Source organism: Paenibacillus sp. FSL H8-0104 (genome assembly GCF_038050215.1).
GTDB classification, from domain to species: domain Bacteria; phylum Bacillota; class Bacilli; order Paenibacillales; family Paenibacillaceae; genus Paenibacillus; species Paenibacillus amylolyticus.
Genome location: NZ_JBBOTC010000001.1, coordinates 3,142,542 through 3,163,712 on the forward strand (window position 1 = coordinate 3,142,542; position 21,171 = coordinate 3,163,712).

The following is a 21,171-nucleotide window of genomic DNA, read 5'->3' on the forward strand; positions in this document are numbered from 1 at the left end:
CCGACAAGAGGAGAGCGAATCATGAGAAAAATATCATTGAAAATGCCGGTAGCAGCAGTTATGACATCCTTGCTCATTCTTACTACAGCCTGTTCGGGCGGAAGCTCAAGCACAGGCACAACCAGTGATGGCAAGAAGGAAGTAACTGTATCGTTCCGTTCTTCAGGATCTGAAGATACACTTACGAAATTCTTCCAATCAGGCTTGGTGGATCAATTCGAGAAAGAAAACCCGGATATCAAAATCAACATTGCGCCTGTACTGGCAAGTGAAGGCGATTATACGTCCAAAATGGTTCTGCAAATGAAATCCCCGGATACGGCACCGGATGTCATTGCTGAAGATACATCCATCATCAAATCCGATGCTGCTGCGGGATATCTGGAGCCGCTGGATACACAGGTTCAGGGATGGCCCGATTGGGAAGAACACATCATCGACAACCTGAAGGCAGGGGTTACCGGAGAAGACGGCAAAGTGTACGGCGTTCCGGCTACCTCGGATACACGCGGAATCTGGTACAACAAGGAACTGTTTCAACAGGCAGGACTTGAAGTTCCGTTCAAACCTGCAAGCTGGGCAGAAGTGCTCGAAGCAGCACGTACGATCAAGCAAAAACTGCCGGGTGTGACACCACTTAATATGATCGTGGGCAAAGCAAACGGTGAAGGTGTCACCATGCAAACACTGGAAATGCTGCTCTATGGTACGGCGGACACGCTGTATAACGACACCAGCAAGAAATGGGTCGTGAACAGCCCGGGGCTGCTGGATTCCTTCAAATTCATAGATCAAGTGTTTAACACGGATAAAACAGGTCCAACCATGCAGGTTGCCCTGAATGGACAAGCTGGCAGTATTGCATTCCAGCAACAGTTCCCGCAAGACAAACTGGCGATGGCTGTAGATGGTAGCTGGGCAGGTTCGACATGGGCCGAGAACGGTACTGCTCCAATCGCCAACGTTGAAGAAAAAATAGGTTTTGCACCATTCCCAACACAAAACGGGGAAGAACCTGGAGCAACTACGATGTCTGGAGGATGGGCTTGGTCTGTTCCTGCACAGGCGAAGAACAAGGAAGCAGCTTGGAAATTTATCGAGTTTCTGATGAATAAGGAAAATGCGACTGCACGCGTAGTAGCGGAAGGTAGCCTCAGCCCACGTAATGATTCCACAGAAGTTGACGGTTATACGGATCGTCCTTATACCAAAGAAGCACAGGAACTCTTGAATGTGGCCCACTTCCGTCCAGCGAACGATCAATATGCAGCGGTATCCGCACAATTGCAAAGCATTGTTGAGAGTATTGCCTCTGGCAAGCTGACGCCGGAAGAGGGAGTTACACAATTGAAGGACAACGTATCCCGTTCCCTTGGCGCGGACAGCATCGAAGAGAAATAAGGATATCGATATATTCGGAGGGGGAGGCACAATCTCCCCTTTTTCCGGTTCGAATGGAGAGTGACTTATGAAAAGGAAAGCACCAGGTTCATTTCTGTTTCTAATGCCTTCCGTACTGTTATTACTTGTGTTTTTCATTGTTCCCATCATTCTGACGATCTGTTTTGCCTTTACGAATATGGCTCTGACTGGGGCGGCAGCCAAGAGTTTGGAGTTTGTCGGATTCCAGAATTTCATTAATATGTTCCATGATCCGGACTTCCGGATTAGTGTCTGGCGTACGCTGGTCTTTCTCATCTTCTCCGCAGTGATTGGTCAGGTATTGCTTGGATTCATTCTGGCTCTTCTAATGAAGGAGAAAAATGTGACGTTCCGTCGGGTCATCGGCATCATCGTCATTGCCGGTTGGGTGACACCCGAGATTGTTGTGGCATTCTGTATGGTTGCCTTTTTCAGTGACAATGGTTCATTGAATCAGATCCTCGGCTGGTTTGGAGCGAATCCAGTCTCCTGGTTGTTCAGTTTCCCTATGGTGAGTGTCATTATCGCGAATATCTGGCACGGCACAGCCTTTTCAATGATGGTCTATCAGTCGGCACTGGATGATATCCCGAAGGAAGTTGAAGAAGCTGCGATTATTGACAGTGCCACCGGGTTCCAGATTGTCAGACACATTACGATTCCAATGGTAAAAGGGTCCATCGTGACCAACATGATGTTGGTTACCCTACAGACACTGGGCGTGTTCACGCTGATCTATACGATGACCGGTGGTGGCCCGGGTACTTCAACACAAACCTTGCCGATCTTCATGTATAACCAGGCCTTTGTGAACTATCAATTTGGATACGGCACAGCCATATCTCTGGTTCTGTTGTTCATCGGTATTATCGCCAGCCTGTTCTACATGCGATCCATGAAAGTGAAAGTGTAACCATGAAGGAGGTTCGATCCCTATGGTCAAACATGGGCTTCAACGCAAAATCCAGTACGGGATTCTAGTTTTTCTAGGGCTCAGTTTTTTATTGCCGCTGCTCTGGATCATTTTGGCTTCATTTGACCCGAATGCGCAACAGGGCATCAAAATGCCCAGTACCTGGACCATTCAAAATTTCAAGGATGTACTCGGGGATTCGAGCAATCTTCGTTCATTCGGTGTAGGCCTGATTCTGTCGGGAGGACAAGCGATACTGGTTGTTCTGGTATCTGTCCTTGCTGCGTATCCTTTATCCCGTTATGAAATGAGATTCAAAAAAAGCTTCTTGTTATCCATTCTGTTCATGACAGCTCTACCGATTACTGCCGTGATGGTTCCGGTATTTCAGATGTTTCTGTTCTTCAAAATGCAAAATAGCATCATCGCCACGATGTTGTTCCTGACCGCATCCTCACTTCCTTACGGCATCTGGATGATGAAAAATTTCATGGATTCGGTGCCCATTGATCTGGAAGAATCGGCATGGATTGACGGAGCGTCCGTATGGAACGGATTGAGACGAATCGTGGCTCCGCTGATGTTGCCAGGTATTGCAACGATAGCGATATTTACCTTTTCGGGAAGTTGGGGCAACTTCTTCGTGCCATACATCCTGCTCCAGACACCGGAGAAACTTCCGGCATCGGTCACGATTTATCAATTTTTCGGCAGCCACGGTATGGTTGAATACGGCAGATTGGCTGCATTTTCACTACTTTATACGATGCCTTCGGTTGTGTTATATATCTTCTCCCAGCGTTACATGTCCAAAGGATTCAGCATGGGCGGAGCAACCAAAGGTTAATGACAGGAGGTACGCAACATGACAACCAAAAAGACGGCACATCTCATCTCGCATACCCATTGGGACCGCGAATGGTATATGCCTTATGAACACCATCACGTACTGCTCATTGAGCTGATGGATAAACTTCTGGATACGCTTGATCAGGACCCCGAATATCGCTATTTCCATCTGGATGGGCAGACGATTATTCGTGAAGATTATTTGCAGGTTCGGCCCGAACAACAGGAGAGGCTCGACCGTTATATTCGTGAAGGACGCATTCATTTTGGCCCATGGTATGTGTTACAGGATGAGTTTCTGACCAGCAGTGAGGCCAACTTGCGTAATCTGCTCATCGGTCATCGTGATGCTCGACCTTTGGGTGTGATATCCAAGACGGGATACTTCCCAGACTCGTTCGGAAATATGGGACAGGCACCGCAGATTCTGCAACAGGCGGATATTCATAACGCGATCTTCGGGCGTGGGGTGAAGCCTACGGGATTCAATAATGCCGTGGTTGATGCAGACAGTTATGAATCTCCCTATTCTGAGATGATCTGGCGTTCGCCGGATGGTTCGGAAGTGCTCGGCATTTTGTTCGCGAACTGGTACTGCAATGGGATGGAAGTTCCGGTTGATTCGGAGAAAGCCCGAGCCTATTGGGATAAAAATCTGGCGGATGCCGAGAAGTTTGCCTCGACTCCCCATCTGTTGTTCATGAATGGTTGTGATCATCAGCCGATCCAGATGGATCTGCCAGAGGCTTTACGCACAGCAGCTGCGTTGTACCCTGACGTGGAATTTATCCACTCCAATTTTGACGATTATATTGAGGCGGTTACGAAGGAAGTCCCTGAGCATCTGGCGACCATTGAGGGTGAGCTTCGCAGTCAGCACACGGATGGTTGGGGAACACTGGTGAATACGGCATCCGCACGGGTTTATCTGAAACAGTTGAACCAGCAGGGGCAGACGTTGCTTGAAAAAGTAGCCGAACCACTGGCCGCCATGGCCCATATAGCCGGGGTAAAAGATTATCCGCATCATCTATTGACGCATGCATGGAAGATGCTGATGCAGAACCACCCACATGATAGCATCTGCGGATGCAGTGTCGATGAGGTTCATCGTGAGATGGTGACCCGCTTTGCCAAGAGCAGACAACTTGCAGAGAAATTGGTTTCCCAGAGCGCGCAGGCGATTGCTGAGTCCATTCGTGTGCAACCTGCTGAGGCTTGGGGAGAGGAAGCGGTGCTGTTCACCGTGTTCAACACGAGTGGGTGGAATCGAAATGGAATCATTGAGATGGATCTGATTGTGGACAAAGCATTTTTACCGGAAGGTCCTAACCCTCAGGCACTTGCGCAGAAGGTGGAAAAAGATGCACTACCAGTGTATCAGCTGGTCGATTCGGATGGACAAGTGTATTCGGCAGAAATTAACGATCTGGGTGCACATTTTGGCTATGAACTTCCGAAGGATCGTTTCCGACAACCTTATATGGCTCGTAAATTAAGAGTGACTTTCCAGGCGGTGGATGTACCTTCGCTGGGATATAAGACTTATGCTCTCATTCCAGTAGAGAAGCAAGCAGAGAATGTTGAGATTGTTGAAGTGCCCGATACGAGCGAACTCATCCAGGTGCAGGGAATGATGATGGAGAACGGTCATTTGCGGGTGACGGTTGAAGAGAATGGTACGGCAACGATTGAAGATAAGGTCTCCGGTGCTGTATACAGGGGATTAAATTCATATGAGAATACCGGTGATATCGGCAATGAATATGTCTACCGTCAACCGGAGGGAGAGACAACGCTGAACACGGAGCATCTGAAGGCGGACCTGCGGATTGTGGAGCAGTCTCCGTATCGGGCAGTTATGCAAAGTGTATTACGCTGGGATATTCCTGCTGGAGCAGATGAACTGTTCGAGCTGGAGAAGCGCCAAATGGTTCCTTTTACAGAACGGAAGGCACAGCGAGTCGAGAACACTGTTCCCTTGGTGATTACGACAACGTATACGTTGGAAGCGGGCAGTAATATGGTCAAGGTAAAATCTGACTTTAACAATCAGGCCAAGGATCATCGACTGCGCGCACTCTTTCCATCCGGACTGGTGACAGAGGATCATTATGCAGATTCCATCTTTGAAATTGCCAAACGTTCCAATACACCGGCCAAAGAATGGGTGAATCCGAGTAATGCGCAACATCAGCAGGCATTTGTACATGTGACCGATGGCGATCATGGCTTGATGATTGCAAACAAAGGGCTGAATGAATACGAGATTTTACAGCATGAAGAGGGCAGTACGATTGCAGTTACGCTGCTGCGTGCCTCTTCGGAGTTGGGAGATTGGGGTGTGTTTGAAACACCGGAAGCCCAATGTCTGGGACCTCAGAGTGTGGAATATGCTATTATTCCATTTGCGGGCGATGCGGCACAGTCAGGTGCATGTGCATCCGCATACGTGTATCCGATTCCGTGGACGACTGTACAGCTAGGGACACTTGCGTATACATTTGAGCAAGAAGGTCATGCTGGAGCTGATGGGCAACAGGTTGAACTACCTCTGTCGAAGCAATGGTTAGCGTGGAATTCGCAAGGTTCGACACTGGCATTCTCCGCATTAAAGATCGCAGAGGAAACTGGAGATTTGATTGCTCGCTGGTATAATTTGAACTCCGAACCGGTTGAATTGAACGTACAAACTGGATTCGAATGTGCCTCCGTCTATGAGAGCGATGTGCTGGAACGGGTTAAGGACACGTTGGAGGGGCAAAGCCAGACGGTATCCGGGTACAAGATTGTTACACAAGGTTATGCGTTACGGTGAGTTGATTTTTGAACATCATAACTATAGAAACCTCCTGTTCACGGTAGCGTGGGCAGGAGGTTTTTGTTGTGTGCTCCGTTATGTAAAATATATCAGGGATTTGGGCAAGTGTATAAATGTCTAATAACATTAATGTCGTGATTTTATACATTTATTGTCGCGAGTTTCTATTAAAAATAGATTAAGTCTGTGATAACTTATAGATAAATGTCAGAATATTATATAGTATGGAGGTAAGATAACAGTGACCATTCGAATTGGAAAAATTAGCTTGTGGCATGTTCACGCATGGGATTACATCAAGCAGGCACAGGAACATGAGGATACAGTCATCGCCGCTGTATGGGATGAAGATGCCAAGCGTGGTCAGGAAGCGGCTGAACGTTTAAACGTACCATTCTATGCTTCACTCGAAGATATGTTGGCCAAGGATGACATCGATGCCGTTATTATAGATGCGCCAACCCGCATTCATGAAGAAGTGATCACCGCTGCTGCAAAAGCAGGTAAACACATTTTCACGGAGAAAGTTATTGCTTCGACACAGGCGGAATCCAATAGAATCCTTAATGAGGTAAAGGCAAACAAGGTCAAGATGACAGTATCCTTACCTCGACTGAATGCAGGGTATACGTTAACGATTCAGGATGTCCTTAACCAGGGATTACTTGGTAAAGTGACTTATGTTAGAGCGCGTTTATCGCATGATGGAGCAATTTCCAACTGGTTGCCTGAACACTTCTATGATCTGAAGGATTGTCAGGGCGGTGCGCTGATTGATCTGGGCTGTCATCCAATGTATCTCGCCAAACTGTTTCTGGGTCAGGAAGTAACAGCGGTTAATGCGAACTTTGGATATATTACAGGTAAAGAAGTGGAAGATAATGCCGTTGCAACCTTGTTTACGGATTCTGGAGCAGTCGGCGTTGTTGAAGCCGGTTTTGTGAACAGCCATTCTCCATTTACGATTGAGGTTCATGGTACGGAAGGTACGCTTCTGTACGGAACACCTGATGAAAAACTATTGATTCGCACGAAAGCAGTACAGGGACAGTATCAAGAGTGGACTGAACTTCCTTTGGCAGACCAAAGAGAAAGCGCATTCAATCAATGGGTTGCACATATACAGAATGATACGGATGCAACTGAAAACGTGCAGATCGCTATGGAGCTGACCCGTTTGATGGAAGCAGCGAATCTCTCTGCCAAAGAAGGGCGCAGAATTACTCTGAAAGAGTTGAAGGGTTAGTTTTTATTAAGGAGGTGTGCAATCTTGAGCCTGTATCCTTATGAGAAAATGCTTGAACGGCAGGATCTCCTGGAGAGACTGGATATTCTAATGGTATGGGGACATTATGAGATTCGCGTGATGCGATTTCATTTGACTTCTTTTCCAGCGGGCCGAGTTGTGGATTTCCATAATCATGCGGAGTTTGAGTTTCATTTTATCCCGAGAGGTAAAGGTAAAGTTATTCTGGATGATCAGACACATGCGCTCTCGGAAGGTATGCTTTATTTGACTGGACCAGGTGTCGTTCATTATCAGGAGGCTGATGCTAAAGAGGACATGGATGAACTATGTCTTCATGTGGATATCGTTCACAAGCCAAGAGAACATGTCGATCCCTGGGAAGCAGCAGAATCCGAGGAAACGATGGAAAAGCTGAGAACGCTTCCGCTTACTCCGGTGAATGATTATCATCGGGCGATGCATTGTTTTTTGGAAGCCTATGAGGCATGTGATCAGAAATTGTTAGGTTATTATACGTCGATCAAGCAACTGGTTATCAGCATATTACTCAAAACCGTGCGAGCATACGACACCGGGGGGAATCGACCGGAAGCCCCTGTGCGGGATATGTCGGTGTATCGTTATGAGTATGCAGTGCAATATATGGAGGCGAATCACCCTACAGTGGTCACGCTGGAACATGTAGCAGAGAAACTTCATATTAGCAGCAGACAATTGCAGCGAATTTTCTACCAAGTACAGCCGGAGATGCCGTTCAGCCGTGTGCTGGAGGATATTCGTCTGCGCGCCGTGTGCCGCAATCTGGAAGAAAGTAACGTATCCATTGAACAGATCGCTCTTGCTTCAGGATTCAATAATGCCAACTATTTGCATGCTGTATTTCGCAAACGTCTGGGGATGACCCCGTCGGCTTTTCGTAAAATGAAACAACCAATACTTAAGTGAGGGTGAATATATATGAGTAAAGTATATCGTATCGGAATTATTGGCTGTGGTGGAATCGCGAATGGCAAACATCTGCCGAGTCTGAGTAAATTAGATAATGTTGAACTGGTGGCTTTCTGTGATATCGTTCAGGAACGTGCGGATGAAGCCAAACAGAAATATGGCACTACTGAAGCCGAAGTCTACACGGATTATCAGGAATTGCTCAAGGATGAGTCTTTGGATATTGTGCATGTGCTTACACCGAATATTTCTCATGCCGAGATTTCTATTGCTGCTCTGGAGGCAGGCAAACACGTGATGTGTGAAAAGCCAATGGCGAAGACATCTGCTGAAGCACAGCTCATGCTGGAAGCGGCAGAACGTACCGGCAAAAAACTTACCATCGGATATAACAATCGTTTCAGAGAAGACAGTCAGTACTTGAAGAAGGTGTGCGAAGCGGGTGACTTGGGTAATATTTATTTTGCCAAAGCACATGCGATTAGACGTAGAGCAGTACCAACATGGGGTGTTTTCCTGGATGAAGAGAAGCAAGGTGGCGGTCCGCTGATTGACATTGGTACGCACGCACTTGATCTGACGCTCTGGATGATGGATAACTATCAACCAAAAGTTGTGCTGGGTACGACCTATCATGAGCTTTCACAACGTGAAAATGCGGCCAATGCCTGGGGCCCGTGGGACCCGAAACAATTCTCCGTAGAGGACTCGGCCTTTGGCATGATTGTAATGGAGAATGGGGCAACGATCATGCTGGAATCCAGTTGGGCACTGAACTCACTGGATGTGGATGAGGCAAAATGTAGCTTGAGCGGTAGCGAAGCGGGTGCGGACATGAAGAACGGACTGCGCATCAATGGTGAGAAATTCAGCCGTTTATACACCAATGAGATTGAACTGAGTGCAGGCGGGGTAGCTTTCTACGATGGTAAGAGCGAGAGCGCACCGGATGTTGAGATGAGAAAGTGGATTGAAGCGATTGAGAACGATCAGGAGCCGGTGGTCACACCGAAACAAGCACTGATTGTATCTCAGATCTTGGAAGCACTCTATGAATCTGCTCGCACAGGCAAGGCCGTGTACTTGAATAACGGTAACGAAGCATAGAAAAGGCTTAAAACAATAGATTACAAAACCCTTTGTCCTGTTATTTGGGGCAGAGGGTTTTTGGTGTTTTGGATGCTAGGGCGTATCTGAAAACTCCGAAGGAAGCAGATTTTGCCGAATTTTCGTTCCAAGCCAGGAAGTTTTCCGCAGGCGTGCCGGGGCACGTCAAGGGGAAGTGACGCAGCAGGGGGCGAAAAGGCGGTAAAAGATGCACTTCAGCGAGTTTTGAGACACGCCCTAACTATTGGTCCATACCATACTCTATTTCGGCACATATGATGAGAGAAAAATGAGCTGAAAAGAGGGTATGTCTTGACTAAACACAAAACGGGTCATGGTGTTTCCATTGTTGTGTGTACCAATCGACCGCAATTTTTTGACAACATTCTGCAAAATTACAGTCGCCAGCGTTATCAAAGCAAAGAACTGATCATTGTCCTGAATCATGACAGTATGAATCTGGCATTATACCAAAACCGGGTTCGAAATCTTGCCAATGTTCATGTATATCAAGTTCCGGAGAGCATTTCCCTAGGACAAAGCCTGAACGCTGGCATGACAAGGGCACGCTTTTCGCTGATTGCCAAATTTGATGATGATGACTACTATTCGCCGTATTATTTAACAGAGCAGGTGAGAGAACTTAGACGGACCAAAAGTGATATTGTGGGTAAACATTCGTGCCTCGTCTATTTGGGCGCATCCAAGACATTGTTGGTCAGATCTCCTGCTGAAAAAAATAAACCGGTTGAATTTGTTCAAGGGGGCACTATTTTATTCAAAAGAGAGATCTTGAAAAAAGTCCGCTTCACGGACCGTTCAATAGGGGAAGATGTGACCTTCCTGAGACAATGCAGGAAAAGAGGATTCAAAGCGTACGCGACCTCTCCTTACAATTATGTCTATCACCGCAGACAGAACAAAAATAGTCATACCTGGAGAGCGGATGACAGCTTTTACCTAGAGGGAAGCAAAAAACTTGCGGTTACAGAGGATTTCAGACCCTATGCCAATAAGAAGTTATAGAGGAGAATAACGAAAGCGAAGATGCATCTGCTGCGTGTAGATGCGTCTTTTTTGTGCCGAAATGCTTAAATTTGGAGGTGGTCAGAAAAAAATATGAATTTACTTGAAAAAAAGTATTGCATATAAGTTTAGTCGGAATTATATTAATGGTATAAGGTCTAGACCATATACAGATCGGAGTGTTTAGATGTCCAGTACGTTTTCATTTCGTTTTGAGAAAGTATCCACCAAAAAGGTTAGTGAATTCATTAGGGAACAACTGGAAGAAGCCATTATTTTGAAAGAATTAATGAGTGAAGAACAGCTTCCAGCCGAGCGAGATCTGGCAGAGATTTTTAACGTAAGCCGCATTACCGTTCGCGAGGCACTCTCTTCACTGGAAGAGAAAGGCTTGATAGAGAAAAGGGTGGGTGCCAAAGGCGGAACGTTTGTACTGCCTCTGACAGCCAATTCGCATAAGCGCACGAGAGAAGAAATTAAACGGGATTGGTCACAGATGTTGAAGGTGTTTGAATTTCGAACCATCATCGAGCCAGAGGGAGCTTTTCTCGCTGCTGAGCGGATCACCGCAGGCGAACTGGAGCTGCTTGAGGGTTACATGGAACAAAGTATAGAGCCAGACTGCACAAGGGAATGGTTCAGGGCGCTGGATGTGAAATTTCATCTGACCATCGCCAAGGCTTCGGGGAATCCATACTGCGAGAGAGCCGTCAGACAGATCCGGACGAAAATTAATCCGGCGCTTGACCTGATGCCTTATGATGACCGGATACGTACCGTCAACCACGGTGTACATATGGAGATTCTTGAAGCATTGAAAGCCCATGATAGCACCAAGTCTAAGGAGACGATGAAAAGGCATATCGAATTCTCAGCGGATGCAATCTATGCCCGTTTGGTTTCTGAATCGGACAAAAATGAAGGGAATGACAGCAAATGAATCGTTCAGAACTAATACAGCTGGCTCAGCCACTACAAGCCCAGTTAAGCGCTTGGCGCAGAGATTTACATCAGCATCCGGAGATCGGTTATGAGGAGCATCGCACATCCGCTATCGTAGCTGAGCATCTGGAAAGCCTGGGGTTGGAAGTTACACGCAATGTTGGACAGACCGGGGTTACAGGCCTGCTTCGCGGAGAGACCGATGGACCAACCTTTGCCTTGCGCGCAGACATGGATGCTCTGCCAATCCAGGATCAAAAAGCGGTGGAATACCGCTCGCAAGTGGATGGCAAAGCGCATCTGTGTGGACATGACGCTCACACCTCCATCCTGATGGGAGCCGCCCAACTGCTTACTGGTCTTGGAAGACCGAAATCAGGCAACATCAAATTTATTTTCCAGCCAGCAGAAGAGGGACTTGCAGGTGCAAGAGCCATGATCCAGGACGGTGTTCTGGAGAATCCAAAGGTTGATGCCATCGCAGGATTACACATGACACCTGGACAGGACACAGGAACCTTGGGTGTAAGTCAGGGCGTTGCGTTTGCATCAGCTGATCCCTTGATTATCAAGGTGTTTGGCAAGGGTGGTCACGCAGCTCGTCCACATGAGGGTATTGATGCAATCGCGGTATCCGCTCAGGTCATCACCGCATTGCAAAATATCGTCAGTCGGATGGTTGATCCACTTGAACCGGCAGTAGTCACGATTGGCAAAATCACGGGAGGTTATATGGGAACAGCCATCGCCCCCGAAGTGGAGATGATCGGTACGGTTCGTACACTCTCACCTGCCATTCGTGAGCGGATGCCAGCTTTGATCGAGCAGGTTGTTAAAGGGGTCTGCGATTCTTTTGGAGCTGGATGCGAAGTTGTCTACGGCGATGGATACCCTGTTGTCGTGAATGATCTCGGCATGGTTGACCTGCTAACAGAGACTTGTGATCAGGTTAATGCGGAGAAGGGATGGACTTATATCAAACCTTCTACAGGGGGCGAGGATTTCGCTTTTTATTGTGAACAGGTTCCGGGTGTGTTTTTCAGACTAGGATCTGGGAATGATGAGGAACGTACTCGCTATCCACTCCACCATCCCATGTTTGATCTCGATGAGACAGCCATGCCTTATGGTGTGGGCATGTTGTCTGCAGTAGCACTTGAATTTTTGGCACGGAATACATCTTCTGAGGGGGAGCAATCACAATGAAAAAAAGACAATGGACAGGCTTGTGGATCACGTTACTGGCAGTCGTAATGGTACTCAGCGCTTGCGGAGGAAAATCGACAAGCACGAATGATGGTTCCGCAACAGAAGGAACGGGCAGTGGAAGCGCAAGTACAACACTGACCGTTGCTGCAGCAACAGATATTGAGAGTTTCGATCCGCACAACAACAACAACACTTCCAGTGAGGCGGTTCTGGTCAACGTTTTTGATTATCTGATCAAAAATGACAGTGAACAGAAAAAAGTTGCGGGACTTGCGACATCATGGGATCAGGTCGATGATACAACGTGGAGATTTAAGCTGCGTGAAGGTGTTACCTTCCACAATGGCGATCCATTCACTTCAGCAGATGTAAAATACACGCTGGAGCGCGTAGCCAAGGACGAGACACTGAAACAAAACAGTTATTTCAAAAATATCGTAGAAGTTAAAGTGGTGGATGACTATACCGTAGACATCATCACGGATGGTCCAGATCCGTTGCTCCTGAATCGTCTGTCCAAAATGGGAGCAGGCATTCTGCCAGCAAAATATATTGCGGATAAAGGATTCGATTCTTTCCTGAAACAACCGATAGGCACAGGCCCTTACAAGTTCAGTAAATGGACCAAAGATGATCGTGTGGAACTGGTGAAAAACGAGAACTACTTCGACGGTGAACCAAAATGGAATGAAGTGGTATTCCGCGTTATTCCTGAAGCCTCCACACGTGTATCCGAATTGCTTGCTGGTGGTGTGGATGTTGCGTCTTCCATTCCGTCCACTGACATTGCCCGGATCGAAGGCGAAGCAGACAAGAAGATTGTCAAAGCGCCAATCCAGCGTGTACTTCAACTGATCTTCCGTCAGACAGAAGGCAGCATCACGGCTGATCCGAAAGTACGTGAAGCCATTGACCTGGCTATCGACAAACAAGGAATCGTGGACAGCATTGCCGGCGGAGCAGGTATCGTAACCCGCACATCCGTAACACCAGGCAACTTCGGTGCTGAACCTTCATTGTACAAAACGTCACTTTATGATCAAGAAAAAGCTAAACAGTTGCTGCAAGAAGCTGGCTATGCGGAAGGTGAAGCCGAGATGACTATCTCCGTTTCCGCACAATACAAAGAACAGGCTGAAGTTGTTGCAGCAATGCTGGAACAAGCCGGATTCAAAATCAATCTGGATGTCCTGGAAGCAAGTGCATTCAGTGAACGTTACAGCTCCAAATCATTCAAAGAAATCTTCATGATTGGTATTGGTAACTCCTTGTTTGATGCTTCGAATAACTACAATCGTTATATGTTGGAAGAAGCAAAAGGCGAGTCGGATTACAACAATCCTGAAGTAGAGAAACTGCTTCAATCGGCATTGGTGAACATGGACCCTGCGTCTCGTGAGAAAGAGTATCAGCAAGTACAACAGATCTTCTCTGAAGAACGCCCAGCCGTATATCTGTACCAAATGGAAGGTGTCTACGGAACAAATGCTAAAGTGAACTTCGCGCCACGCAGTGACGAGATGTTCTATGCTGACGAGATTACACCTGTTGCACAGTAACATCGGGTATAACAACCGGTCATTGAAAAGATAGGCCGTGAACGGCAGGGACTGGATAACCATGTTCCTGCCGTTCTTTTTTAAAAGGGAGGTGAACAAGGAATGGGCAAATACGTACTTAAGTCACTACTGCAGATCATTCCGGTGCTGTTCATTGTTTCATTAATTGTGTTCATTTTGGTTCGAGTCACCGGTGATCCGGTTGCGCTAATGTTGCCTGAAACGGCTACCGCTGAAGATCGTGCTGTCTTGACGCAGGCACTTGGTTTGGACCAGCCTTTATATACGCAATACGTGAAGTTTCTGGGCAGTGCGATACAGGGAGACTTTGGTCAGTCTTTTCGCTACAATCAGCCTGCGCTAGAGCTTGTGCTGGAGAGATTGCCTGCCAGCTTTGAACTGGCTGTAGCCGCCATGTTTTTTGCTGTACTTATGGCTGTGCCACTTGGAGTCATTTCAGCTGTCAAACGCAATACGTTTACCGATCTCATTATTTCAGGAATATCCGTCATTGGTAAGGCGATGCCAAACTTCTGGATGGGGATTATGCTTATCCTCTTGTTCTCCGTCATGCTGGGCGTATTGCCGGTATCCGGTCGCGGAGGATTGTCACATCTGATCTTGCCTGCATTCACGCTTGGCGTTGGACTGGCTGCGCAGATGACCCGACTGATTCGCTCCAGCATGCTGGAGATTCTCAACCAGGACTATATTCGAACAGCTCGCAGCAAGGGGCTTGGCCGAATGGTTGTCATTGTGAAACATGCGTTTCGGAACGGATTGATACCGGTCGTGACAATTATGAGTTTACAGTTTACAAGTCTGATAGGGGGCACTTTGATTACGGAAACGGTGTTCTCCTGGCCTGGACTGGGTCAATTGCTGGTCGTTGCAGTCAACACACATGATATGGCGATTGTACAGGCAGCGGTGTTTGTCATTGCCTTTATCGTTGTGGTAATCAACATCTTGACGGATGTAGCTTACAGGCTACTCGATCCGCGCATCAAATACGACTAAAAGGAGGTGCAATCATATGACAGGCAGCAATGAAATGCCAATTCCGGGTACAGAACAGGAACAAGACAATGGGCGTGCACCAACGGGATTTCGTTATATCTGGCAACAACTGATCATCAGCAAGACCGGAATGTTTGGTGCTGTGCTTGTATTGTTGGTTGTGTTAATTGCCATAGGTGCACCTCTATTGACGAGTCATGATCCGGCAGCGGTTAATCCGCTTAACCGACTTAAACCACCAGCATGGCTTGAGGGCGGAACGGCCGAATACTGGCTGGGTACCGATAATCTGGGTAGAGACATGTGGAGCCGCATTGTATATGGTGCCCGGGTTTCCTTAATCGTGGGTATGGGTGCCGTAATTGTGTCAGGAATCATTGGCGCCATTCTGGGGCTGGTATCCGGATTCTATGGGAAATGGGTGGATGCCGTAATCATGCGTGTAGGTGATGCATTCATGGCGATTCCGACTATTCTGTTCATGCTTGTTGTGATGGCAATTGTTGGCCCGGGTATTACAACGTTGATCTTTGTCATCGGGGTGACGAACTGGGTTCCATTCACCCGTGTGGTAAGAAGTGAGGTTCTTAGTATCAAAGAGCGTGATTTTGTGCATGCGGCCAGATCAATTGGCGCGAGGAATGGAAGATTGATTCTGAAACACATTCTACCGAATATCCTGTCATCCTTTATCGTCATCTGCGGTATGAATGTCGGCACGACAATTATTATGGAAGCTTCACTCAGCTTCCTGGGTCTGGGTATCAAACCACCCGATGTATCCTGGGGAGGGATGCTCAGTGATGGCAGACAATACGTTGCTACAAGCTGGTGGGTCGCTACATTCCCGGGACTAGCCATTACATTTACCGTACTCGGTGTTATTTTCCTTGGAGATTGGCTGCGTGATGTGCTTGATCCACGTACGGAGACAACCCATAAATAAACGGAGAAGGGAGCCATCATTATGAACCAAAGACCAATTATGCCGGAGGATCTGCGTCATTATCGTTGGATCAGTCAGCCAGTAATCAGTCTGAACGGACAAGTGGCTTATGTGGAACAGACCATAGATCAGGATAAAAACGAATATAACACGCAAATTCGAGGGATTTCCCTCGATGGTGATGAAGATATTGCACTTTCGGATGGAACAAAAGATTCCTCACCTGCTTGGTCGCCGGATGGCACACAGCTCACATTCATTCGGTCAGTGGATGGTGGCAAAGGACTATGGACGCTCCATTCAGATCAAAAAGAGCCGGTCATGCTGATATCTCCCGCACGTAAAATTTCAAGTTATATCTGGTCACCGAACGGGCAGTACATTGCGTTTACCAGCAAAGTACAACCGGAGGACCAACAGAAGAAAGCAGACGTCCAACAGGAGCCAGCACCTGTACTGCGCGGTAAAGTCTTCGAGCGTACAACGCCGAAGGCGGAAGGGGCTGGCTGGTGGGATGGTCAATACAGCCAGTTGTTTGTATATGAGATCAAAAGCGGGGAGATCACGCAGGTGACTTCCGGGCTATGGAATATCAGTGCTCCGGCATGGTCGCCAGATAGCAAGCAGCTTTCTTTCATTTCGAAACAAGTAGAGGACGAGGAACTTGATGCGGATCTGCTTTACTTTACCGATGTATACAGCATTCGATTGGGAGAAAGTGATCTGTTCAAAGTGACGGATTCCAGTCTGGCGATAAGCCAATTCTCCTATTCGTCTGACGGGCAGCAGCTGATTCTGATCGCCAGTGATCGTGAGTATGGAAGCGGGAGCCACAACAGCTTATACGCTGTTCCCGTTCATCGAGGTATACCCAGGCCAATCGCACCTCAATTAGATATGCAGATGGGTAACGCGGCGCTTGGAGATATGAAGTCGGCAGGTGCGTCACCTTCTCCTATCTCGGATGCCCATCATCCGGAACGCGGTGTATATGTACTCGGAACACATAACGGGAATGTGGACGTGTACCGTATTCAAGAAGATGGGGCGTGTCAATCCGTTACGGGCGCTGGTGAAAAGGATGTGTATCAGTATACCTTAACACCAGATGGTACGTCGCTGGTTATCGCTGCGTTGACTGCTGAACACCCTGGAGAGTTATATCGCGTGGATATCGACAGTGGTGAAATGTTCAGACTCACCCGGCGAAATGATGAATTCATGGCTGAATTGGCTGTAAATGTGCCAGCCCGTGTAGAGTTTAAGTCCTCCGATGGATGGCCGCTTCAAGGTTGGTTAGCCAAACCGGCAATACGTGACACCAATGGGAAACTGCCACTGATTTTGCAGATTCATGGTGGACCTCACGCAATGTATACGGGAACATATAGTCATGAGTTGCAGACACTCGTTGCGCAAGGTTATGCTGTGCTGTGGATCAATCCACGCGGAAGTATGGGATACGGTCAGGAGTTTGCCAGAGCTTGCCGTGGTGACTTTGCCGGAGGAGATTACCGGGATCTGATGGAAGCTGTTGATTATGCCCTGGCTACATACGATTTCCTTGATGCATCACGTCTGGGTGTAGCGGGTGGCAGTTATGGCGGAGTGATGACCAACTGGATTGTAGCGCATACCCACCGTTTCAAGGCGGCTGTAACCCAGCGATGCATCTCCAACTGGTTGTCCATGTACGGAACGAGTGATATCGGAATTTCCTATGTTGAGGGAGTCATTGGTGGTAATCCGGCGGAAAACGCTGAATTCCTGTGGTCCCGTTCACCTCTTGCCCATGCACATCACATTGAGACGCCACTTCTGATCATGCACGGAGAGCAGGACTATCGGACACCGATTGCGCAAGCGGAGGAATTATATACTACGCTAAAACGATATGGCAAAAAGACCAAACTGATTCGTTATCCGGGCTCCAACCACAGTTTGCTGAAAAGCGGTAAACCTTCACTTCGGATCGATAGCTTCGAACAGGTGAATGCCTGGTTCAATCAGTACCTGGGGAATGAGGAGGGCGAGCGATGAGTCGGACTCAGCTGTCCATTCCTGTAGGGCTTCTTGTAGAGAATGTTCTGACAAGTGGGGTGCCGGGAGACGTGATTATTGAATGGTTACAACGTCGAGACTTTTCCCGGTTGTTGCCTCTGGTTAAGGAATCCGCGATGGATTTTGATGAAAGACTACAGACAGCAACTGATATCGGAGACGATTGGGAAAAGGCGATACGTCAAGGTTATGAGTTCAAGTTTTTGCATATTAACGGGTTGAAACGATTGCTCGATTTCCGGTTTGACCGTAAGGTGGATCGGGATTACGTTCAAGATGAGTTGTCTCTGAAGCATATTCAACTGACCGCAGAAGAGATTGAACTGCTACAATCGTTAATTGGCAGGCAGTGGATCGTGCAAGCAGAAGAAACAGAGGCAGCAGAAGAAAGCAGAACAGAGGACGAGTCATCTTCCCATATTCCTGTCTGTATTCAATTAAAATTCCCATAGTATGACTAGAAGAAACCGCGATGATCGCGGTTTTTTTGCTATGTACAGGTAGAAATGAGGACGGCTGAATTCAAAAGTTGAAATCGGACTCTGCATGATTTATATTTATATTAAATGATATTATTATCTATCAAAAATGCAGGTATAAAGAGGGGGACCTAGGATGTCCATTCAAAATGTTTTGGGAAAAATTCAAATATCGGATGATGTGATCTCCAAAATTGTCGGCAAGATCGCGAATACCACCAGTGAGATTTCCTCCATGTCGACAGGACTTATAGAAGGGGTCACCAAAAAGTGGAGCGGGAAAAGTTTGCAAAATGGCATAGCTATCCGCAAGGTAGAATCCAGACTGGAGATAAACTTAAAGGTTGTCATTTGTTATGGAACAAAAGTGCATGAAGTCTGCAGGGAATTGCAAAACAATGTGAGATTGCATGTGGAACAGCTGACCGGATTAACCATTGATACGGTGAATGTGATCGTTGAGGGGTTATCATTTAACCAACCCGCTGCCAAGCTTTAATCCAATTTCAGCTACCTAGAGGAGTGACAGCGATGAATAAGATTTCCATAACAAAAGCCAGTCCACAATCATTAGTCGGCGGGCAACTAAATCAGATGGCACTTGAATATATGGCCTATTCGCTTGCAGGTACCAAGGATAAAGGCGTTATAGAAAAAACATTTAACAAGTTATGGCGTTCGAATCAGAATAGATTCAGTCACCAATATGCTTATGAAGCTAAAATGGGTAACCAAACGCTGGGCATGATCATGTGTTATCCGACCACTATAATGAACAAACTTGCTTTACCAACGTTCTCCAAACTGTTTGAACTTCGTAAATGGAGCCTGATTAAGTATAATCTCCAACACTGGAAAGAGTTCTACTCCATGGTGACATTAAAAGAAGCGGAGAACGACGAGTACCACATCGGGACATTGGCTACGTTGCCTGAAAGCAGAGGACTTGGTGTAGGGACACAGCTCATTCATTTTGCTGAGGAGCAAGCTGTAACACAAGGTCTGTCCAAATCCTCACTTACGGTTAAAAAGGAAAACCTACTAGCTATTAAACTCTACGAGCGTTTGGGATACCAGAGAGTAGGGGAAATCAATAAACCTTCGTTATCCCTGTACAGGATGTCCAAAAAACTGGTGTAATGCTTTCTGATAGGAATAGAACAAGCAGTTAACTGGAGAGTTTCATATATAAGCCCACATTGGAACAGTTAAAAGTGTGAGCTGGAGGGGCGCTTTATGCGTCCCTTTTTTAGTTCTTCAGATTTTTCTCATAAAAAAAGTAACTTGACTTTTGTGGGTGTTTAAGCAGGTACTTGACAGGGGTGTGGTATAGTATAAAAAGTTCTTTTAATGAAAAAAGACGGAGAAATATACAGTGTGGGGTGTAACCAGTGTATCAATATAAGGATCAGGAATATGAAGCAGTACATTTTGAGGGACGTGACCTGCGCTATGGAGAACTCATAAGTTGTGTTTTCAAGCAGTGTACATTTATGAACGCTTCTATGGAAGAAATCGAAACGAGTAACTGTCGTTTTATCGAGTGTGACTTCAAAGGGGCTTCCATGAATGGTTCGATTCATACGGAATCGGCTTTTGAAAACTGTACCTTCTTTGGTGCGAATCTCTTTGCTTCCAAATTTAGCTCCTGCAAGATGACAGGCTCAGACTTTTCAGGTGCGCAAATGGATGGCATCACACTAAGTCACGGCGATTGGTCCTATACCAATCTGAGACATACGCGTTTGGGGAAACAGGATCTGAGAGGAATTCGTTTCTTTGAGGCTGACTTTACGGACACGGATTTCACCAAAGCGGATTTGAGAGACTGTGATCTTACCCGAGTTGTATTAAGCAGAGCCAAGCTTCAAGGGGCCGATCTTAGAGGGGCTAACCTGGAAGGAATCGATCTGAAATCACTGGATATCAAAGGCGTACGTTTGGATCGCGAACAAGCCGTTCTGTTTGTGCGCTCGTATGGTGCGAAAGTAGACTAAGTTGAGTTGAACATACACAGCATGAAGCCGCCCTTAAGGCGGCTTTTTTGACGTTAAAGCTTTCCCATTCAAGCAAATTGGCAGGAATAAGAGATCTAAACAAGAAGTAGTTAACATAAGTTTCAACTAAAAGGGAGGTTATCATGACCGTCACATTAATTATTATTGTCGCTATTATTGTCTTTGGGCTTACAACAGGCACGATCACTACGATTATGGCATTTAAACTGTTACGTAACAATGAAGAGAAACATCACCTTCGCAAGAGCATTCTGATGGACGGAATTCCAACAGAAGCAATAATTCATGATATTGTACAGACATCATCCAGTAGGGATGGAAGGCCTGGCGTGCGATTGGATCTGACTGTAACCCAAGTTGACGGCCGCACCTTCCCAACAATTGTAGAGACTTATATTCCAATCACACATGTTCCCCATTTTCAGAAAGGAAATGTCATTAACGTAAGATACATTGCGATGGGGAATGAACGAAAAGTTGAGGTAGAGGATGCCTACCTTCCGTGAGGTGCCGCATGGTGGTAAGCTTCGGTTATCAGGCATATCAAAAACCATTACCTGAAACAAATCAGGTAGTGGTTTTTGATGTGAATTTAATTGAGT

19 protein-coding genes are annotated in these 21,171 nt (G+C 46.8%); all 19 read left to right on the plus strand.

Annotation, left to right across the window (positions count from 1 at the left end; translation table 11 throughout):
* Nucleotides 1–21: 21 nt before the first annotated feature.
* The 19 genes from NST38_RS14095 to NST38_RS14185 all read left to right on the plus strand — a co-directional run bounded on the left by NST38_RS14095 (nucleotide 22) and on the right by NST38_RS14185 (nucleotide 21,075).
* The gene (locus NST38_RS14095) at nucleotides 22–1,401 is read left to right on the plus strand and encodes an extracellular solute-binding protein (protein ID WP_076249436.1); all 1,380 of its coding nucleotides are present in this window, start codon (nucleotides 22–24) and stop codon (nucleotides 1,399–1,401) included.
* A gap of 67 nt (nucleotides 1,402–1,468) precedes the next feature.
* Nucleotides 1,469–2,335 (plus strand): carbohydrate ABC transporter permease, encoded by an 867-nt coding sequence (locus NST38_RS14100; RefSeq protein ID WP_036608294.1) that lies wholly within the window; start codon nucleotides 1,469–1,471, stop codon nucleotides 2,333–2,335.
* Nucleotides 2,336–2,357: 22 nt separating this feature from the next.
* Complete coding sequence (locus tag NST38_RS14105) at nucleotides 2,358–3,182, plus strand: carbohydrate ABC transporter permease (RefSeq protein ID WP_076249435.1); 825 nt, start codon at nucleotides 2,358–2,360, stop codon at nucleotides 3,180–3,182.
* A gap of 18 nt (nucleotides 3,183–3,200) precedes the next feature.
* Nucleotides 3,201–6,002 (plus strand): alpha-mannosidase, encoded by a 2,802-nt coding sequence (locus NST38_RS14110; protein ID WP_076249434.1) that lies wholly within the window; start codon nucleotides 3,201–3,203, stop codon nucleotides 6,000–6,002.
* A 244-nt stretch (nucleotides 6,003–6,246) separates the two neighbouring features.
* The gene (locus NST38_RS14115) at nucleotides 6,247–7,251 is read left to right on the plus strand and encodes a Gfo/Idh/MocA family protein (RefSeq protein WP_076249433.1); all 1,005 of its coding nucleotides are present in this window, start codon (nucleotides 6,247–6,249) and stop codon (nucleotides 7,249–7,251) included.
* A gap of 24 nt (nucleotides 7,252–7,275) precedes the next feature.
* Nucleotides 7,276–8,199, plus strand: coding sequence for a helix-turn-helix domain-containing protein (locus NST38_RS14120; RefSeq protein ID WP_245838080.1), 924 nt, complete (start codon nucleotides 7,276–7,278; stop codon nucleotides 8,197–8,199).
* Nucleotides 8,200–8,211: 12 nt separating this feature from the next.
* The gene (locus tag NST38_RS14125; protein WP_076249431.1) at nucleotides 8,212–9,309 is read left to right on the plus strand and encodes a Gfo/Idh/MocA family protein; all 1,098 of its coding nucleotides are present in this window, start codon (nucleotides 8,212–8,214) and stop codon (nucleotides 9,307–9,309) included.
* Nucleotides 9,310–9,621: 312 nt separating this feature from the next.
* Complete coding sequence (locus NST38_RS14130; RefSeq protein ID WP_076249430.1) at nucleotides 9,622–10,335, plus strand: glycosyltransferase; 714 nt, start codon at nucleotides 9,622–9,624, stop codon at nucleotides 10,333–10,335.
* Between the two features lie 187 nt (nucleotides 10,336–10,522).
* Nucleotides 10,523–11,275 (plus strand): FadR/GntR family transcriptional regulator, encoded by a 753-nt coding sequence (locus tag NST38_RS14135; protein ID WP_076249429.1) that lies wholly within the window; start codon nucleotides 10,523–10,525, stop codon nucleotides 11,273–11,275.
* A complete protein-coding gene (locus tag NST38_RS14140) occupies nucleotides 11,272–12,483 on the plus strand; it encodes a M20 metallopeptidase family protein (RefSeq protein ID WP_036608270.1) in 1,212 nt (403 codons plus the stop codon). The genes NST38_RS14135 and NST38_RS14140 overlap by 4 nt, the downstream gene beginning before the upstream one ends.
* Nucleotides 12,480–14,045, plus strand: coding sequence for an ABC transporter substrate-binding protein (locus NST38_RS14145; protein WP_076249428.1), 1,566 nt, complete (start codon nucleotides 12,480–12,482; stop codon nucleotides 14,043–14,045). The genes NST38_RS14140 and NST38_RS14145 overlap by 4 nt, the downstream gene beginning before the upstream one ends.
* Before the next feature lie 102 nt (nucleotides 14,046–14,147).
* Complete coding sequence (locus tag NST38_RS14150; protein ID WP_017688654.1) at nucleotides 14,148–15,065, plus strand: ABC transporter permease; 918 nt, start codon at nucleotides 14,148–14,150, stop codon at nucleotides 15,063–15,065.
* A gap of 16 nt (nucleotides 15,066–15,081) precedes the next feature.
* A complete protein-coding gene (locus NST38_RS14155) occupies nucleotides 15,082–16,011 on the plus strand; it encodes an ABC transporter permease (protein ID WP_341343991.1) in 930 nt (309 codons plus the stop codon).
* A gap of 21 nt (nucleotides 16,012–16,032) precedes the next feature.
* Nucleotides 16,033–18,051 carry a S9 family peptidase gene (locus NST38_RS14160; protein WP_341343992.1) on the plus strand — a complete coding sequence of 673 codons (2,019 nt, stop codon included), beginning with the start codon at nucleotides 16,033–16,035 and terminating at the stop codon, nucleotides 18,049–18,051.
* Nucleotides 18,048–18,524: a hypothetical protein gene (locus NST38_RS14165; protein ID WP_341343993.1), complete on the plus strand. Its 477-nt coding sequence runs from the start codon at nucleotides 18,048–18,050 to the stop codon at nucleotides 18,522–18,524. Before NST38_RS14160 ends, NST38_RS14165 begins: the two co-directional genes overlap by 4 nt.
* 163 nt (nucleotides 18,525–18,687) lie before the next feature.
* A complete protein-coding gene (locus tag NST38_RS14170) occupies nucleotides 18,688–19,050 on the plus strand; it encodes an Asp23/Gls24 family envelope stress response protein (RefSeq protein WP_341343994.1) in 363 nt (120 codons plus the stop codon).
* Between the two features lie 32 nt (nucleotides 19,051–19,082).
* Nucleotides 19,083–19,691: a GNAT family N-acetyltransferase gene (locus tag NST38_RS14175; RefSeq protein WP_341343995.1), complete on the plus strand. Its 609-nt coding sequence runs from the start codon at nucleotides 19,083–19,085 to the stop codon at nucleotides 19,689–19,691.
* 251 nt (nucleotides 19,692–19,942) lie between these two features.
* Nucleotides 19,943–20,548: a pentapeptide repeat-containing protein gene (locus tag NST38_RS14180; protein ID WP_341343996.1), complete on the plus strand. Its 606-nt coding sequence runs from the start codon at nucleotides 19,943–19,945 to the stop codon at nucleotides 20,546–20,548.
* A gap of 143 nt (nucleotides 20,549–20,691) precedes the next feature.
* Nucleotides 20,692–21,075, plus strand: a complete 384-nt coding sequence (locus NST38_RS14185) for a hypothetical protein (RefSeq protein ID WP_341343997.1) — start codon at nucleotides 20,692–20,694, stop codon at nucleotides 21,073–21,075.
* The last annotated feature ends 96 nt before the right edge of the window (nucleotides 21,076–21,171 follow it).

Bases quoted from the DNA above. Each gene is read 5' to 3' on its own strand.
- NST38_RS14095 (WP_076249436.1), top strand. From the start codon at position 22: ATGAGAAAAATATCATTGAAAATGCCGGTAGCAGCAGTTATGACATCC.
- NST38_RS14100 (WP_036608294.1), top strand. From the start codon at position 1,469: ATGAAAAGGAAAGCACCAGGTTCATTTCTGTTTCTAATGCCTTCCGTA.
- NST38_RS14105 (WP_076249435.1), top strand. From the start codon at position 2,358: ATGGTCAAACATGGGCTTCAACGCAAAATCCAGTACGGGATTCTAGTT.
- NST38_RS14110 (WP_076249434.1), top strand. From the start codon at position 3,201: ATGACAACCAAAAAGACGGCACATCTCATCTCGCATACCCATTGGGAC.
- NST38_RS14125 (WP_076249431.1), top strand. From the start codon at position 8,212: ATGAGTAAAGTATATCGTATCGGAATTATTGGCTGTGGTGGAATCGCG.
- NST38_RS14135 (WP_076249429.1), top strand. From the start codon at position 10,523: ATGTCCAGTACGTTTTCATTTCGTTTTGAGAAAGTATCCACCAAAAAG.
- NST38_RS14140 (WP_036608270.1), top strand. From the start codon at position 11,272: ATGAATCGTTCAGAACTAATACAGCTGGCTCAGCCACTACAAGCCCAG.
- NST38_RS14145 (WP_076249428.1), top strand. From the start codon at position 12,480: ATGAAAAAAAGACAATGGACAGGCTTGTGGATCACGTTACTGGCAGTC.
- NST38_RS14150 (WP_017688654.1), top strand. From the start codon at position 14,148: ATGGGCAAATACGTACTTAAGTCACTACTGCAGATCATTCCGGTGCTG.
- NST38_RS14155 (WP_341343991.1), top strand. From the start codon at position 15,082: ATGACAGGCAGCAATGAAATGCCAATTCCGGGTACAGAACAGGAACAA.
- NST38_RS14160 (WP_341343992.1), top strand. From the start codon at position 16,033: ATGAACCAAAGACCAATTATGCCGGAGGATCTGCGTCATTATCGTTGG.
- NST38_RS14165 (WP_341343993.1), top strand. From the start codon at position 18,048: ATGAGTCGGACTCAGCTGTCCATTCCTGTAGGGCTTCTTGTAGAGAAT.
- NST38_RS14170 (WP_341343994.1), top strand. From the start codon at position 18,688: ATGTCCATTCAAAATGTTTTGGGAAAAATTCAAATATCGGATGATGTG.
- NST38_RS14175 (WP_341343995.1), top strand. From the start codon at position 19,083: ATGAATAAGATTTCCATAACAAAAGCCAGTCCACAATCATTAGTCGGC.
- NST38_RS14185 (WP_341343997.1), top strand. From the start codon at position 20,692: ATGACCGTCACATTAATTATTATTGTCGCTATTATTGTCTTTGGGCTT.